Annotated in this window: 10 protein-coding genes; 6 read left to right on the forward strand and 4 right to left on the reverse strand. The window is 42.3% G+C overall.

Going from position 1 to position 16,678, the window contains the following annotated elements; all coding sequences use genetic code 11:
* Positions 1-30: 30 nt before the first annotated feature.
* The 3 genes from L6494_RS23540 (at position 31) to L6494_RS23550 (ending at position 5,462) form a co-directional block, all read left to right on the forward strand.
* Positions 31-3,045 carry a peptidase domain-containing ABC transporter gene (locus L6494_RS23540; protein WP_237990152.1) on the forward strand — a complete coding sequence of 1,005 codons (3,015 nt, stop codon included), beginning with the start codon at positions 31-33 and terminating at the stop codon, positions 3,043-3,045.
* 22 nt (positions 3,046-3,067) lie between these two features.
* Complete coding sequence (locus tag L6494_RS23545; RefSeq protein WP_237990153.1) at positions 3,068-4,639, forward strand: HlyD family efflux transporter periplasmic adaptor subunit; 1,572 nt, start codon at positions 3,068-3,070, stop codon at positions 4,637-4,639.
* Between the two features lie 328 nt (positions 4,640-4,967).
* Positions 4,968-5,462: a DUF427 domain-containing protein gene (locus L6494_RS23550; RefSeq protein WP_237990154.1), complete on the forward strand. Its 495-nt coding sequence runs from the start codon at positions 4,968-4,970 to the stop codon at positions 5,460-5,462.
* A 9-nt stretch (positions 5,463-5,471) separates the two neighbouring features.
* Here L6494_RS23550 and L6494_RS23555 read toward each other — a convergent pair whose 3' ends face one another.
* On the reverse strand, positions 5,472-5,960 hold the full coding sequence (locus L6494_RS23555) for a GNAT family N-acetyltransferase (RefSeq protein WP_237990155.1): 489 nt from the start codon (positions 5,958-5,960) through the stop codon (positions 5,472-5,474).
* 310 nt (positions 5,961-6,270) lie between these two features.
* Between L6494_RS23555 and L6494_RS23560 the strand changes: the two genes are divergently transcribed.
* The 3 genes from L6494_RS23560 (at position 6,271) to L6494_RS23570 (ending at position 10,634) form a co-directional block, all read left to right on the forward strand.
* Positions 6,271-7,206 (forward strand): hypothetical protein, encoded by a 936-nt coding sequence (locus L6494_RS23560; protein WP_237996242.1) that lies wholly within the window; start codon positions 6,271-6,273, stop codon positions 7,204-7,206.
* Positions 7,207-7,517: 311 nt separating this feature from the next.
* On the forward strand, positions 7,518-7,976 hold the full coding sequence (locus L6494_RS23565) for a hypothetical protein (RefSeq protein WP_237990156.1): 459 nt from the start codon (positions 7,518-7,520) through the stop codon (positions 7,974-7,976).
* 81 nt (positions 7,977-8,057) lie between these two features.
* Positions 8,058-10,634, forward strand: coding sequence for a tetratricopeptide repeat protein (locus tag L6494_RS23570; protein ID WP_237990157.1), 2,577 nt, complete (start codon positions 8,058-8,060; stop codon positions 10,632-10,634).
* A gap of 1,113 nt (positions 10,635-11,747) precedes the next feature.
* On the opposite strand, the gene L6494_RS23575 is transcribed toward L6494_RS23570, so the two are convergent.
* From L6494_RS23575 to L6494_RS23585, 3 genes are all read right to left on the reverse strand, one after another.
* Positions 11,748-13,493, reverse strand: a complete 1,746-nt coding sequence (locus tag L6494_RS23575; protein WP_237990158.1) for a SulP family inorganic anion transporter — start codon at positions 13,491-13,493, stop codon at positions 11,748-11,750.
* Positions 13,494-13,554: 61 nt separating this feature from the next.
* A complete protein-coding gene (locus L6494_RS23580; protein ID WP_237990159.1) occupies positions 13,555-14,418 on the reverse strand; it encodes a universal stress protein in 864 nt (287 codons plus the stop codon).
* A gap of 44 nt (positions 14,419-14,462) precedes the next feature.
* Positions 14,463-15,878 carry a SulP family inorganic anion transporter gene (locus tag L6494_RS23585; protein ID WP_237996244.1) on the reverse strand — a complete coding sequence of 472 codons (1,416 nt, stop codon included), beginning with the start codon at positions 15,876-15,878 and terminating at the stop codon, positions 14,463-14,465.
* Between the last annotated feature and the right edge of the window lie 800 nt (positions 15,879-16,678).

The raw sequence follows: 16,678 nt of genomic DNA on the forward strand, positions 1-16,678 counted from the left end.
CTTATCAAATAAAACTTTCTTTTTTAAACTATGACTTATATTAAAAATGCCTTTCAAGAATTTTTCCTCACCCTGCAAGGGTTTGACCAGTTACCAACTACAGAGATCAATAATTTATTAGACCGACTGCAACCATTTCGCTATCGTATTGGTCAAAAAATTATTGGCAAAGAAATCATTCCCGAACGGTTAACCATTATCTATGAGGGACAGGTGCGGTTATTGGGATTTGACCCCCAAACGCAAGTACCCCATACCCTGAAATTGATGCAACCCGGTGAAATTATTGGTGAAATCGGGTTATTGCGTCAAGTGGGTTGTGAAACTGCGATCGCCTCTACCGATGAAATGATAGGTTTAACCTTAGATGCCAATGACTACTTACGTTTGTTGTCTACTTATCCAGCCTTTGCCAATGCTCGCCAAAACCTTAGTCATGTATCAGAAGTATTTGATGTTTTGGGTTCACAGGTAGCAAATCAAGCTAACGTCGTTACTAATCTTGATAGAATAGCTGAACAAGCCTGGCAAAGAGCCAAAATACACTATCTTGATCCTGGAAGAAATTACTTTCATCAACTAGAGAAAGACAGCATTTGGTTTATTAGTGGCGGCGGTCACATTAATGAGTTTCCCGTGGGTTCTCGTCTCGAACCGAAGGATGGACAGGAAACAATTATAGTCAGAGGAGAAATTCCAGCGCGGTTGCTGGGTTTAGCACCATCAGATTTATCATTCCTCAATAGCAGTAGTCATGAATCTCAACTGGCTATTAGTACGAGTCAAGCCAACATCAGCGAAACTCTAGATATTCCCTACGCCTCAGAAGAAAACTATCCCCAGACGAATAATTCCTCAGCTAATAGCAAACCAACCCGCCAAAAGTTCCCATTCTTTGGCGGTAAAGGCGAATTAAATAGTACCTTTGCCTGTTTTCAAATGCTCACGAAGCATTTACAAATCCCCTTTCGGCGGGAAGTGGTACGCCGCTTGTTAAGTGAGCAAATTAAACGCCAAGGGACTATCTCTTTTCCCACCTGTGCTTACCTAGGAGAGTTAATCGGACTCAAAGCCAACTTAGTAGATGTACCTGCGACTGCTATCTCTCGCCTCCCGACACCGGCACTAGTACGCTATGGCGATGGTTTTGCCGTGTTATACGCAGCCGATGCTCATCAGGTAGTTTTAGGTGTACCATCCCAAGGTATGGTTCGCTGCAAACCAGCGCAGATAGTTGAACATTTAGAGGCGGTGGAAAATAGTTTCCCCCCCCAAATCAGGGTATTACTACTAACTCACACCAAAGAAACACCAAAGGAACGCTTTGGTTTACGGTGGTTTCTTCCCTACTTGTCGCGCTATAAACGAGTTCTCATAGAAGTTTTTGTAGCTTCATTTTTTGTCCAGTTAGCACAGTTAGCTAACCCCCTGGTTATTCAGTTAATTATCGATAAAGTCGTTGTCCAAAATAGTATCAGCACTCTGAATATTTTAGGGACTTTGTTGTTAGTAGTAGGCATATTTGAAGCTGTACTTACGACCTTAAGGACTTACTTATTTGTCGATACCACTAATCGTATTGACATGGGTTTGGGGTCACAGATTATTGACCATTTATTACGGCTACCACTACGTTATTTTGAAAAGCGACCTGTGGGTGAACTGTCTACACGCATCAACGAATTAGAAAATATTCGTCAGTTTCTCACCGGTACAGCCTTAACAGTCGGCTTAGATGCCGTCTTTTCGGTGGTTTATATCATCGTTATGCTGTTTTATAGTTGGCAGCTGACCTTGGTGGGTTTAGGCACAATTCCCATCTTTATAGTTATTACCTTAATTGCGTCCCCCACCGTTAGTAGACAACTACGTACCAAAGCAGAACGTAACGCCTCCACTCAATCCTATTTAGTTGAGGTGATGTCTGGGATTCAAACAGTCAAGGCGCAAAATATCGAATTGCGATCGCGCTTTTCTTGGCAAGAGAAATATGCTCGGTATGTAGCAGCTGGATTTAAAACCGTTGTCACCTCTACCCTGGCTAACTCTACTGGTGACTTTCTCAATAAACTCAGTAGTTTATTAGTGCTGTGGGTGGGTGCTTCTTTGGTACTCCAAGGAGAATTAACCCTAGGGGAATTAATCGCCTTTAGAATTATCTCCGGTTACGTTACCGGCCCCATCTTACGCCTAGCGCGACTCTGGCAAAGCTTCCAAGAAACTGCTTTATCCTTAGAACGATTAAGCGATATTGTCGATACACCCCAAGAAGCCGAAATCGACCGCTACAACATCCCTCTGCCAGAAATCCAAGGATCTGTAAAATACGAAAACGTCTCCTTTAGATTTGCCAATAGCGGGCCTTTGCAACTATCTAAGGTCAACCTGGAAATCCCCCAAGGTAAATTTATTGGTATCGTCGGACAAAGTGGTTCTGGTAAAAGTACCATGATGAAATTGTTACTCAGACTCTATGATGTAGAATCAGGCAGAATTTTGATTGATGGTTACGACATCGCCAAAGTAGAACTTTATTCCCTGCGCCGCCAAGTAGGTGTTGTCCCCCAAGAAACCCTATTATTTGACGGTACAGTGCAAGAAAATATTGCTCTGACAAATCCCGATGCTACCACCGAGGAGATTATCGAAGCAGCGAAGGTTGCTGCTGCTCATGAATTTATTATGAGCTTACCCAACGGCTACAATACCAGAGTCGGAGAAAGGGGTACAGGACTTTCAGGTGGACAAAGACAGAGAATTGCGATCGCGCGTTCTGTTCTCCAGCGACCAAAATTATTAGTTTTAGACGAAGCCACCAGCGCATTAGACTATCCCACCGAACGCCAAGTCTGCCTCAACCTAGCCAACGCCTTTCAAGGTAGTACAGTATTCTTTATTACCCACCGTCTCAACACCGTCAGTCATGCAGATGCGATCGTGGTTATGGATGCAGGCAAAATCATCGAACAAGGTAGCCATCAAGAACTAATGGCTGCAAAAGGTCATTATTCCTACCTGTATCAACAACAAGAAGTAAATTTGTAATAATCCCCCATTTTAAAATACTATGACTCAACTTAGACCTAATAACGGTAACGGCAAACAGGATCAAGCGATCGCAGTCGATGCTCAAGTTCTCTCATCGCCCCCCAAGGCTAATAATCAAGAATTAATTCAGACCAACAATGAAGAATTTGAGCAATCGGTTGTACTGCGTCAATCTCCTGTGTGGTCACGCACAATCATGCTTGTCTTAATGGCCTTAGCTTGTTTTGGTATTACTTGGGCATATTTCGCCAAAATTGAACAGGTAGTACCCGCTACTGGCCAATTAAAGCCAGAGGGAACAGTGAAAGAAGTACAATCACCAGTTAATGGAGTCGTCAAAGAAGTACATATAAAAGATGGAGAAAAAGTTCTCAAAGGAGACTTATTAATAACCTTTGAAACTGTTGCTACCATTGCTCAATTAAATGCTTTAAATAAGATTCGCAGCAATTTAATTCAAGAAAATCAGCTTTATCGTCAATTAATGAATTCTACTAGTTCTGGCATTACTTCCGAACTAGCATTTTCTAGAGTTAGATTGCCAAGAGATGCAGAATTTTTATTAAAAAGTCGGGTGGCTTTAGTTTCAGAAAATGAATTGTTGCGTACTCAATTAAAAAACTCTACTACAGGAATAGGATTAGATCGTGATCAGCAACAACAGCTACAAGTTTCTCAAACAGAATTAGATACTCGTGTATCTGCCGCACGATTAGAAGTTGCCAAAATCGAAAAACAACTATCCCAAACTGTAGTCAAACTCCAAGATACAGAAGCAAGTTTAGATATCCAGCAGAAGATTTTAGATAGGCTAAAAATCCTCTCTGAAGAAGGCGGTATTTCCCAGCTACAGTACCTCAATCAACAACAACAGGTACAAAACCTTACGGCAGAGATAGAGCAATTAGGGGAAGAAAAAAAACGCCTCCAGTTTGATATAGAAAAAGGAACACAACAAGCCTACAATACTGTTGCAGCTACTGATAAAACCATTTTAGAAAAGATAGCAGACAACAAAAAGCGCATTGCTGATATTGATAGCCAATTCATGAAAATTGTGCTAAATAACGAGCAAAATTTAGCAGATATCAACAGTAAACTTTCTCAATCACAGTTAGATTTAAAGTATCAACAATTACGCGCGCCCGTATCAGGAACTATTTTTAATTTACAAGCAAAAACTCCTGGTTTTGTAGCTAACTCCACCCAAAAAATCCTAGAAATTGTACCCAATGATAAATTTATTGCTGATGTTTTTATCACCAATAGAGATATTGGTTTTGTACGTAAAGGGATGAAAGCTGATGTCAGAATTGACTCATTCCCATTCAGCCAATTCGGCGATATTAAAGGGGAGTTAATTGACATAGGATCAGATGCACTACCACCAGATCAAAACTATCAATTCTATCGATTCCCTGCCAGAATTCGGTTAGATAAACAATACCTAGATATTAAAGATCAGAAAATTTCTTTGCAATCAGGTATGTCCCTCAGTGCTAATATAAAAGTCAGAGAAGAACGGACAGTAATGAGTTTGTTTACTGAGATGTTTACTAACCAAGTTGAGAGTTTGAAAGAAGTACGATGAGAGTGCTGAGTGCTGAGTAATGAGTAATGAGTAATGAGTAGTGAGTATAGGACTTACGCAACGGGCATATTTTTCTGTAGGGTGCGTGACGCAGCGAGAATATTTGAACGTAGTCATGAGACTTATAGCGTCACGCACCAACAACCAATTGTGACACTTGCGTAAGTCCTGGAGTAATGAGTAATGAGCGAAGTAATGCACTCGGTATAAGCTCTGATATTTGTGGTTGCTTTTGAATTTTGTTAGCGCAGCGTAAAGCCTTCGGCATAGCTTCGCTTAGAGCGAGTCATCGAGCGTCATTTTCAATTTTGAATTTTGAATTGTTACTATGTATCCCCAACGTATTGAACCAAACCCCGGACAAGAATCAGTATGGGATTATCCCCGTCCTCCTCGCTTGGAAGACACAAATAAACACATTCAGGTAATTTTTAACGGCGTAGCGATCGCAGACACCCACAACGCCAAACGTGTTTTAGAAACCAGCCATCCACCCTCCTACTACATCCCCCCGGCGGATATTAAAATGGAACATCTGGTCTTGACACCACAATCTAGCTTTTGTGAGTGGAAGGGACGCGCTGGTTACTATACAATCCGCGTCGGGGAGAAAGAAGTGCAGAATGCGGCTTGGTTTTACGCCAGTCCTACACTAGCTTTTGCATCTATCCAAGATCATGTGGCTTTTTATGTCCATATGATGGATGTTTGCTATGTAGATGGGGAAAAGGTAGAACCACAACCAGGAAACTTTTATGGTGGTTGGGTAACTAGCGATATTGTTGGGCCGTTCAAAGGTGGCCCCGGTAGTTGGGGATGGTAAATTAAAATTCTAAATTCGCAATCCCATAATTACTAAATCTCGTTCTACTCCATCTAGTTCTGCAACTTGGGGTAAATGTCCCCACTTTTCAAATCCTAAAGATTGGAACAGTTTTAAACTTGGTTGATTGTGAGCAAAAATAAACCCCAACAAAGTTTTTAAACCTAATTTGGGACTTTCGTGAATTGCTGTAGCTAAAAGTTGCTTTCCTAAACCGCGCTGATGGAAAGGTGGGGCGATATAAACACTAATTTCGGCAGTTGCATGATAAGCTGGTCGTCCGTAAAATGATTGGAAACTCAGCCATCCAGCAATTACACCCTCTTGTTCGATGACCCAAAGGGGACGTAAGCCAGGCGATCGCCCCTGAAACCAAGCCCGGCGGCTTTCTAAAGAAACGGGTTCTAAATCAGCCGTTGCGAGGCGGCTAGGAATCGCCGCATTGTAAATTGCTACTATTGTAGATAAGTCAGTCTCATTCGCATGACGGATGGTCATTACTGCCGTTTTGAAGAAGATTTTAATCAAAGATTCAAAAATAATACAGCTTTCATCGCCACAATTCTATGTTTCCCACCGTAATTATCACGGGTGCTTTTCAAGGGATTGGTAAAGCAATTTGGTTCAGGTACAGTGACTTCAACTGCTTATCGGTTATGACTCCTCTCTCTAAAGTCCTAATTTTTCAATTTTAGTTGTGATTTAAAGAGAAATAATCTCCACTCTCTTTTACAGCCAAAGGTAGAGTAATATCATATTTTTTCTCCCTAATATTGGTATGGTAATGAATCTTAATAAAGGATTCTCCATGCCGATTAATATGCCTGAAAATAACCATGAATTACAAGAAAAACAGGAAAAAACAACGTCTGTAGAATTTGAGTTTTATCAGTTCATCAATAAGTTTAAAATAGGTGTCTGGTTCTTTGGTATCCCATCTTGGCTTTTCGGAATCACGGATAGAAGTATGGCGGCCTTTGCTGATGGGTATTTATCACCAACAGAAATATTGCAGATTTTTATAACGTCTTTCTTCTTTTTATTTTGGTTGTATCTAAAACCAGAAGATAATTTTGATGAAGATATTAATATCAAGCCATATCAAAGATATTTGTGTCTAACTCAAGGGAATAAGCTTGATTTAAAGAAAAGACACATGATCAGTCAAGAGTATATTTTGCCTTTTCCTTATCTTTGCCAAATTTATCATCTATTAAATCTGAAACATTTAGAAACCGTTCATAATTTCAGTTTAAATAACTTAAAAGTTGTGAATGTTAGTGATTTTCGACCAACTAATATTGGTGGAATCATCAAATTTGAAACTCTATTAGATTCTCCTATTAATCCTCTAAAAATTTGGAGACAACCTATAGTTGAGGTTGATTTAATATTACATACTCCTCATACTATTGAATTAAGTATTCCAGTTTATAATAACAAAAGAATAATTGTTATATTTTACGTTTTTCCGTTAACTGACAAAGAACATCGGTTATTTATAGAAATTTATAGTGATCTCAAATGGCCTAAACCAATATTGCAAATACTTTTGCATTTTGCTTCTTGCTTAACACTGTTTGAAGATTTACCTTATCTGCGTAATTTAGCAGAAATTGATATTGAGCGTTTATTTAAATTAAGTCGGGTATCAAAACAAGCGAATATGTTGCTGTTTAAAAGATTTGTGGAATTATATGGCTCAAGTAGAGAAAACATTAAATTAATTGCAGGTAGCGATTGAACTGGAGGTTAGGCAAAGGTTCGTAGTCAGGACTGAAGTCCTGATTGTTCTCAGTACAGCGATAATATAACCTGCGGCGATCGCTATTCCTACTCCAAAGCCAATATATAGTGGTTCTCCGTTGGGTGTAGCACAGTTTTGACCTCTCTCCAAACCTCTCTACATATTCCCCTTCCCTTGTAGGGAAGGGGTTAGGGGTTAGGTCTGTATTCTATTAAACGGCAAACCGTTATAATTTGTGCTTTTTTCTCTGTTGAGAAACTGTTATGCTGAGAAAAATCAGTATAATCTCGTAATATTATCGTTAAGTTATGGAAGCAGTAACATTAACAGCCGTAGGAACTGCGATCGCTACTATAGTTTTAACTAAGGCTTTAGAAAAAACAGGCGAAAAGCTGGGGGAAGCAGCATTAGAAAAAAGTAACGAGTTAATCGCCAAGCTACGCCAGAAAAATAAGCTGCCCTTGTTAGCGAATACGCCAGAGGGAAACGCACAGGAAGCGTTAGATTATGGTAAAGCTGTGTTGGAGTTGAAAGCAGCAGCCGATACAGATACCGAAATTGCTCAATCAGTACGGGAAGTAGAAGCCACAATCAATCAAGATCAGTCCCAGAGTGCTGAGGAGATTCAAAAATTAGCCGCAGAAATTCAAGCGCAGCCAGCAATTGTTAATAACTTTGCCAAGTTAGCAGAACGTATCCAAGCGGAAAAAGGGGCAATGGTTGCCCAACAAATCACAATTCAGGAACAGCACAACACATACAACTGACTACAGTCGCCCGAACAGGAACGGGTAAAGTCAAATCCTGAAATACCGCAAAATTTACCCCTGAGTGGGGTGGTGAAATTTGTGGGACGTGATCAAGAACTGGAAGAACTCGACAAACTATTGCAAGAAAATAACCAAGTGCTGACTGAGCGTAGTCGAAGTGTAGCCATTGCGGCTATTTTGGGAATGGGTGGACTGGGTAAAACAGAACTCGCCTTGCAATATGCCATGACTCAGCGCGAAAACTACAAAGGTGGACTGTGCTGGTTACAGGCGAAAGTTGAGGATTTTGGCGTTCAAGTGGTGCGGTTTGCCAGAACTCAGCTTGATTTAAAGCCACCAGAAGAATTTGATTTACCTGCACAAGTACAATACTGCTGGCGGTATTGGCGTGAGGGTAATGTGCTGCTGGTGGTGGATGATGTTACAGATTACCAGCAAATCAGACCTTACCTACAGGGCGCATCTTCTAGATTTAAAGTGTTGATGACTACCCGCAAAAAGTTGGGTGCAGCCATCAAGCAATTACCTTTAGATGTATTACAACCAGATGCAGCGTTGGAGTTGTTACGGTCTTTGCTGGCAGAAACACCAGGGCGAATTGAGAGAGAATTAGATGTAGCAAAACAGTTGTGTGAATGGCTGGGGTATTTGCCTTTGGGTTTAGAGTTGGTGGGGCGATATCTGGCGCGGAAACCGGATTTATCCCTATCGAAAATGATGGGGCGATTAAAGGAAAAGCGGCTAGAACAACCTGCAACTGTCAACCCAGAAGCAGATATGACAGCACAACGGGGAATAAAAGCCGCCTTTGAGTTGAGTTGGCAGGAATTAGCAGAGGATGATAAGTTATTAGGCTGTGTACTCAGTTTATTTGCAACCGCACCCATACCCTGGAACTTAGTAGAACAATGCTTAACAGACAAAGATGAGGATGAGTTAGAAGAAATTCGGGATGATAAATTATTGAATCTGCATCTACTCCAGCGCAAAGGTGAGGGAATCTATCAACTACATCCACTGCTGCGGGAATTTTTCCAATCTAAGTTTACAGGTTTAGAGCAAGTAGAGGAATTTAGGCGATCGTTTTGTCAGGTAATGGTAGCAGTTGCTAAACAAATTCCTCAGACTCCTACCCTTGAAAAAATTAACGCTGTTTCCCTTGCCATACCACACATAGCTGAAGTAGCAAACCATCTCATTCAATATATCAGTGATGAAGATTTCATTAAGCCTTTCATTGGCTTAGGTGACTTCTATCAAGGACAAGGGTTATATACCCAAGCCGAACCTTGGAATCAACAGTGTTTATCAACAGTACAAAACCGCTTGGGAGACAATCATCCCGATGTCGCCACCAGCCTCAACAACTTGGCATATCTCTACTATTCCCAAGGAAAGTACGACCAAGCCGAACCCCTGTATCTCCAAGCTTTAGAACTCAGACAACGCCTGCTGGGAGACAATCATCCCCATGTCGCCACCAGCCTCAACAACTTGGCATATCTCTACTATTCCCAAGGAAAGTATGATCAAGCCGAACCCCTGTATCTCCAAGCTTTAGAACTCTCTAAACGCCTGCTGGGAGACAATCATCCCCATGTCGCCATCAGCCTCAACAGCTTGGCAAATCTCTACTATTCCCAAGGAAAGTACGGCCAAGCCGAACCCCTATATCTCCAAGCTTTAGAACTCGATAAACGCCTGCTGGGAGACAATCATCCCCATGTCGCCATCAGCCTCAACAACTTGGCATATCTCTACAATTCCCAAGGAAAGTACGGCCAAGCCGAACCCCTGTATCTCCAAGCTTTAGAACTCTCTAAACGCCTGCTGGGAGACAATCATCCCCATGTCGCCATCAGCCTCAACAACTTGGCATTACTCTACAATTCCCAAGGAAAGTACGACCAAGCCGAACCCCTGTATCTCCAAGCTTTAGAACTCTCTAAACGCCTGCTGGGAGACAATCATCCCCATGTCGCCACCAGCCTCAACAACTTGGCATTACTCTACAATTCCCAAGGACGGTACGACCAAGCCGAACCCCTGTATCTCCAAGCTTTAGAACTCTCTAAACGCCTGCTGGGAGACAATCATCCCCATGTCGCCACCAGCCTCAACAACTTGGCATATCTCTACAATTCCCAAGGAAAGTACGACCAAGCCGAACCCCTGTATCTCCAAGCTTTAGAACTCAGACAACGCCTGCTGGGAGACAATCATCCCCATGTTGCCCAAAGCCTCAACAACTTGGCAGGACTCTACAAATCCCAAGGAAAGTACGATCAAGCCGAACCCCTGTTACTCCAAGCTTTAGAACTCTCTAAACGCCTGCTGGGAGACAATCATCCCGATGTTGCCCAAAGCCTCAACAACTTGGCAGGACTCTACAAATCCCAAGGAAAGTACGATCAAGCCGAACCCCTGTTACTCCAAGCTTTAGAACTCTCTAAACGCCTGCTGGGAGACAATCATCCCGATGTTGCCACCAGCTTCAACAACTTGGCATATCTCTACTATTCCCAAGGAAAGTACAACCAAACCGAACCCCTGTTACTCCAAGCTTTAGATATTTTGGAGCGAAGTTTAGGAGCGAATCATCCTAATACTGTGACTTTGCGTGAGAATTTAGCAATTTTACGCGATCATCTCTAATGAGAACACGAAAATTTACCTTCCCAACCTCATCACTCTAGCTTTTATCTCCAAGTTTCCTGTTCTGAACTCAAAGTTTCATGTTCAGAACCCGAACTTTCGTGTTGCAAACGAGAATGTTCCTGTTTGCAACTAAAGTATTCTTGTTTCCAGTGAGAACGTTCTTGTTATAAACGAGAATCTTTCTGTTTCAAACGAGAACTTTCCTGTTTCCAGTGAGAATGTTCTTGCTGCAAAGGAGAATCTTCTAGTTCTGAGGTTGAATGATGGTGTTATGAATATAGAAGTTCTCGTTTGTATGCAATACACTCTAACCTCTCTCCAAATCTCTCTCCTACAAGGCTACGGTGTACACACAAGTCTTAAAATCCCAGTCAACACTTGCTTTATAGCCCTGAAATGTCATTCTGAGTGGAGCGGAGCGGAAGGAAGAATCTCGGTCTTGCACCGTAGTCTCTAGATGTTTCATTGCGCTGTCGCTACATTCAACATGACAGTTGAGAATTTTCTCAAGTTTCTGAAATGTATGTGGGTAGCACTTGTGTGTACACCTTAGCCTACAAGGAGAGAGGCTTTGAGCTTTACCCGGATTTCTCACCAATTATTGCAACCTCAGTCCAGAGTAGGGGCGGGTTGAGCGAAATATTCGTGAATGATTTGAGCATATCTGTGAACCCGCCCCTACTGTTTGTGAGAAATGCGGCTTTACTCCCCTTCCCTTGTAGGGCTATACGTTACCCACATCTTTCTTTACAATCTTCAAACCCTTGCTCTATAAGCATCTTAAGGACTGAAACTTTAAGCATACTTGACAAATCATCATTTACTCTTCTTGCTAAAACAGTGTTTTTATTGAGAATGAAAAACGAACGAATCAGGGTTCTAGAGACGTGAGTTAATACTCTCGAAATGTTAAGAAAGATGTTTATAATGGATAGCCTTGTAGGGAAGGGGTTGGGGGTTAGGTCTGTATCTGACTGAATCACCGCAAACGCTGATTCTAACGCCTGTATGCGAACCTCAGTCCAGAGTAGGGGCGGATTGAGCGAAATATTCGTGAATGATTTGAGCATATCTGTGAACCCGCCCCTACTGTTTGTGAGAAATGCGGCTTTACTCCCCTTCCCTTGTAGGGAAGGGGTTGGGGGTTAGGTCTGTATCTGACTGAATCACCGCAAACGCTGATTCTAACGCCTGTAAGCGGCTTTCTACCTGATTAATTTGGGCTGACAACTTGGCAGAAGAAGCATCCTGTGTATGCTGAGGCTTACAGAATCGCTGTAAGTCAAGGTGGGTAATGCGCCGTTCTACTTGTCCAGGGGTGACGACAATCCAGACATGACGATGATGTGCGATCGCATCCTCTACTATAGATTCAATGGCGAGTGCCGCCGTAATTCCAATATTGGGGACTTCACTCAAATCTAATACTATTGCTTGATAGTTCTGCACCAATGACATCCGACGAGAAATACTTTTAGCTGCACCAAAGCTCATTGGCCCCCCCAATTTAAGTAGCAAAATATCCCCTCCGGCTTGGGTGAGGATTTCTTGCTCGGTGGGAGTAAGATTGTGATTTCCTGTGGGGTCAGTAATGACTTGAATATTATCACTTTGGACATCGCTTAACCGTTTAATAGTTAGGACATTGGCAATAAACGCGCCTACTAGTACCGCCGTAATTAAATCTACAAATACGGTGAGAAACAATACCAAATACATTAATCCCGTACCCTTCAAAGAAAGACGGGGCGCACGTTTGATAAATCCCCAATCGAGAATATCAATACCTACCTTTAATAACAGTCCCGCCAGCACTGCATTAGGAATCTGTGCAGTTAATGGACTTGCCCAAAACACGACTAACAGCAGTACCAGGGCATGAATCATCCCGGATAGGGGTGTTTTCCCTCCAGCTTGGACATTTACGACAGTCCGCATGGTTGCGCCTGCACCAGGTAATCCTCCAAATAACCCCGCCAACATATTGCCAATCCCTTGCCCAATCAACTCTTTGTCAGAATCATGCTGAGTACGGGAAATATTATCAGCCACCAAGGAAGTTAACAGCGAATCGATCGCTCCCAACACCCCTAACATCAGCCCATACCTGAGCATATCTGCTAACTCGCGGATATTAAAGGTAGGCATTCGGAAGGTGGGTAATCCGCTAGGAATCTTACCAATGCGCGTCACATTGGCATCTTTGAAGACCACCACTACCACCACTGAGACAATTGTTACCACCACCAATGCCAATAGGGGGGAAGGTAAAAACCGATTCAGTTTGGTGGGAGTGGCAAAGACAATCAGCAAGGTGAGTAATCCCAACCCTATAGCAACCCAATTGGGATCACTTAGATAGGTGGGTAGTTGTTGTAGGGTTGTGACTACGCCACCCGTGCCTGCATGACCTAGTAAGGGGGGCAATTGCAGCAAAATGATAATTACGCCAATCCCTGACATGAAGCCAGAGATGACGGTGTAGGGTAGGAGGGTGATATATTGTCCTAAGCGCATTACCCCAAACAGGATTTGCAGTAGCCCGCCCAACATGACAACGGTAAATGCCATTGCTAACCCCGTACCAGGATAACGCGCCATCAAGGTAGAAATGACTGTTGTGACTACCACAGTCATTGGCCCTGTAGGGCCAGAAACTTGGGCTGGTGTTCCGCCAAATAGGGCAGCAAAAAAGCCGACGATGATCGCACCATAGAGTCCCGCGATCGCCCCTGCACCGGAAGCAACCCCAAAGGCTAGGGCTAAGGGTAGAGCCACAATCGCCGCAGTTAAGCCCCCAAATAGGTCGCCGCGCCAATTGCGAAAATGAATTTTGTTGATTGGGTTAATGGACACCGTATTATTACTCTCAATTAGACCTATTTGAACACAATCAGGGTAAGTATTTAAACAAGATTTATCGAAATACCAGTACGGGAATATTGCTGCTGCGAAGGATTTGAATTGTGGTGCTACCAATTACCAGATGACGAATGCGGCTATGTCCGTAAGCCCCCATCATCAATAAATTAATGTTATTTTCTTGCACATATTGAACTATAGCTTGTTCTGGTTCACCTTCTAGAAGGCGACAAACCGGCTCAAATCTAGCTTTTTGCAACCCTTGTTTAGCTTCATTCAGTCTGGCTACTGCTGTTTGATCTGAGTTACTTTTAGCTACAGTTAGTAAATGTATCTCTAAACTTTGAAAGACAGGATAATCTACTAAAAATTGTAGTATCTTTTGCCCCGTTAAACTACCATCATAAGCAACTAAAACACGCTCAATCTGTTTAAATTCAAGGGGAGTAACTAAGCACGGCTTACTACTACTACGAATAATTCGATCTAAATTTGCTCCTAAATGTCCCGATGCAAAATCTGCGGCTTCTCCCCGTTTACCTAAAACAATTAAGTCTGAATTTTTTTCAAATTCATGAAAACAATCTACTAAAAAGCCTGTTTTATTAGTTAAATTAAAATCTTCTATACCCTCAGCTTTGAGAGTTTCGGCGGCATTTTGTAAAATTAATCTTGCCCGTTGATTGTTCAACTTGGCTTTTTCATGTTCTAAGTTAACTAAATCATGCAGTAATTGTTCTGAAGCTCCCAGTCCAATGCTACCGCTTAAGTTACCCGTAGAAGCAACTTTTTGGCTGCGAATATCGGTGACAAACAAAACATTAATTTGGGCTGGGACTTGATGAGCAAACCAAGCTCCATATCGATATACATTTTCAGCATAAGCTGAACCATCGGTACAAAGTAAAATGTTTTTCATGGTGGTTTTAGCCCCTGTTGATTAAAGGGTGGAATGGCAATTTACTACTTGTTCACAGTGTCAGATTTTTGATGAGTTGCTAATTTATTCAGTAAGGTAGCACTAGCTTCATTCAATCCAACTAGTTCTACTTCTGCCCCATTGCGGCGAAATTTCAATACTGCTCTATCAAGTACCTCCACTGCCCCTTGATCCCACAGGTGAGCATGAGTTAAATCAATGGTGACGCGCTCAACCAGTTCTGTAAAATCAAAAAACCCTAGAAATTCATCTCTAGATAAAAAGAAAATTTGTCCAGCTACTTTATAGATGCGATGCAAACCATCTTCACTCAACACTTTATCGACAAATACTAACTGGGCAATTTTGTTAGAGAAAAATACTGTACTCATAACGATGCCTGTCACAACACCCAGGGCAAAATTACGGGTGAAAATTGTCACAAACATCGTCGTTAACATGACGGCGGTTTCAGTGCGGGGAATGCGGGGAAGATTTTTGAAGGATGTCCAGCGAAATGTCCCAATTGACACCATAATCATCACGGCTACTAGTGCCGCCATCGGCATTTGTTTCACCCAATCCTGTAAAAATAAAATGGCAATTAATAGGAACACTCCAGCCGCCAGGGTTGATAATCTCCCCCGTCCGCCAGACTGCACATTAATCACAGATTGCCCAATCATCCCACATCCAGCCATCCCGCCAAAAAACGCTGTAACGATATTTGCAATACCTTGCCCTTTGGCTTCTTGGTTTTTATCGCTGGGGGTATCTGTGAGTTCATCTACTAATGAAGCAGTTAAAAATGAAGCTAACAAACCAACGATCGCCAATGTCAAAGAATAGGGCAGAATAATCTTTAATGTGTCTAGAGTTAACGGCACTTGGGGAAGAGCAAAACTTGGTAGCGCAGTCGGTAACTCTCCCATATCCCCGACGGTGGGAACTTTAAGTTTGAGTGCGATCGCGGCTATAGTCATCACCGCCAAAGCCACCAAGGGAGAGGGGACGGCTTTGGTAAAGCGCGGCAGAATATAAATAATCCCCAAGGAAAGGAGAGTCAATATATATACGGTGGGCGGTACATTCGTCAGTTGGGGTAACTGGGCGAGGAAAATTAACACCGCTAGGGCATTAATATAACCAATCATCACCGCCCTGGGGACAAATCTCATTTGGCGACCGAGTTTTAGCACCCCAAATACAACTTGAAATAACCCTGTTAACAAGGTGGCGGCGAATAAATACTGCAACCCATGATCTTTGACTAAATCAATCATCAACAAAGCCATCGCCCCTGTAGCGGCGGAAATTGACCCTGGTCTACCGCCTAAAAAGGCTGTCATGACAGCGATAATAAATGAGGCATATAGCCCCACTTTGGGATCAACCCCAGCAATAATCGAAAAGGCGATCGCCTCTGGAATGAGTGCTAGTCCCACAACCGCACCCGCCATAATGTCTCGCTGAGTGTTAAAAAACCACTCTCGCCTCAAAATTGTTCCGTTCAATTTTCCTCCTATCTCCGCTTATTCATACAAAGTTGGCAGTGTGTAATTCACACCTAAAATAGCCCATTTGTCAATGTAATTCAGTAATTAATAATTCGTAATTTCCTGTTGTAAGCTGCTCTGATTACGAATTAACGCTGTGTGCAACTTTCTCTCAAACCTAACCCCCAAACCCTTACCTTGTAGGGAAGGGGGAATATGTAGAGACGTTGTATGCAACGTCTCTACAGTTTTAGGGGAGAGGTTTGGAGAGGGGTTTCAAAAATAAGTAATACATCGCATGAATTACTTATTTTCAACACAGACCAATCCACAGGCTAAACTCTTTAGCCATAGTGCCAAAGCTGAACTAGAATTTACCTGGATTCCTATACGAATAGTTGCAAATATTTCTAATATGCAATGCTGACGCTGCACCTTAAGGTGGATACACCCAACTATTTAAGGCTACCGAAGAGATCGTTACGTGCAACATTACCCGAACCTGCTTACTATTAGATAATTACAAGGGCATTTATTTAGTAACGAAAGCATATCACAGTGTTCTTACACTTTGCAATAAAAGAAAAATAAAGCTTGATATATAAACAATTGAATATAGTTCAGAAGTAGGGTGTGTTAGGCGTAAGCCGTAACGCACCGAAGGCATTGGGGAAGGTGCGTTACGCTGTCGCTAACACACCCTACTGGACTATTTATCTGCTCAAAAATCAAATATGAGTCCTATATATAAGCGATTTAATATA

Origin of the sequence: Nostoc sp. UHCC 0870, from assembly GCF_022063185.1 — a bacterium.
Classification (GTDB): Bacteria; Cyanobacteriota; Cyanobacteriia; order Cyanobacteriales; family Nostocaceae; genus Trichormus.

What these genes read in the sequence shown, in the direction of transcription:
- L6494_RS23540 (WP_237990152.1), top strand. Translation starts at nt 31, where the DNA reads ATGACTTATATTAAAAATGCCTTTCAAGAATTTTTCCTCACCCTGCAA.
- L6494_RS23545 (WP_237990153.1), top strand. Translation starts at nt 3,068, where the DNA reads ATGACTCAACTTAGACCTAATAACGGTAACGGCAAACAGGATCAAGCG.
- L6494_RS23550 (WP_237990154.1), top strand. Translation starts at nt 4,968, where the DNA reads ATGTATCCCCAACGTATTGAACCAAACCCCGGACAAGAATCAGTATGG.
- L6494_RS23555 (WP_237990155.1), bottom strand. Translation starts at nt 5,960, where the DNA reads ATGACCATCCGTCATGCGAATGAGACTGACTTATCTACAATAGTAGCA.
- L6494_RS23560 (WP_237996242.1), top strand. Translation starts at nt 6,271, where the DNA reads ATGCCGATTAATATGCCTGAAAATAACCATGAATTACAAGAAAAACAG.
- L6494_RS23565 (WP_237990156.1), top strand. Translation starts at nt 7,518, where the DNA reads ATGGAAGCAGTAACATTAACAGCCGTAGGAACTGCGATCGCTACTATA.
- L6494_RS23580 (WP_237990159.1), bottom strand. Translation starts at nt 14,418, where the DNA reads ATGAAAAACATTTTACTTTGTACCGATGGTTCAGCTTATGCTGAAAAT.
- L6494_RS23585 (WP_237996244.1), bottom strand. Translation starts at nt 15,878, where the DNA reads ATGGCGGGTGCGGTTGTGGGACTAGCACTCATTCCAGAGGCGATCGCC.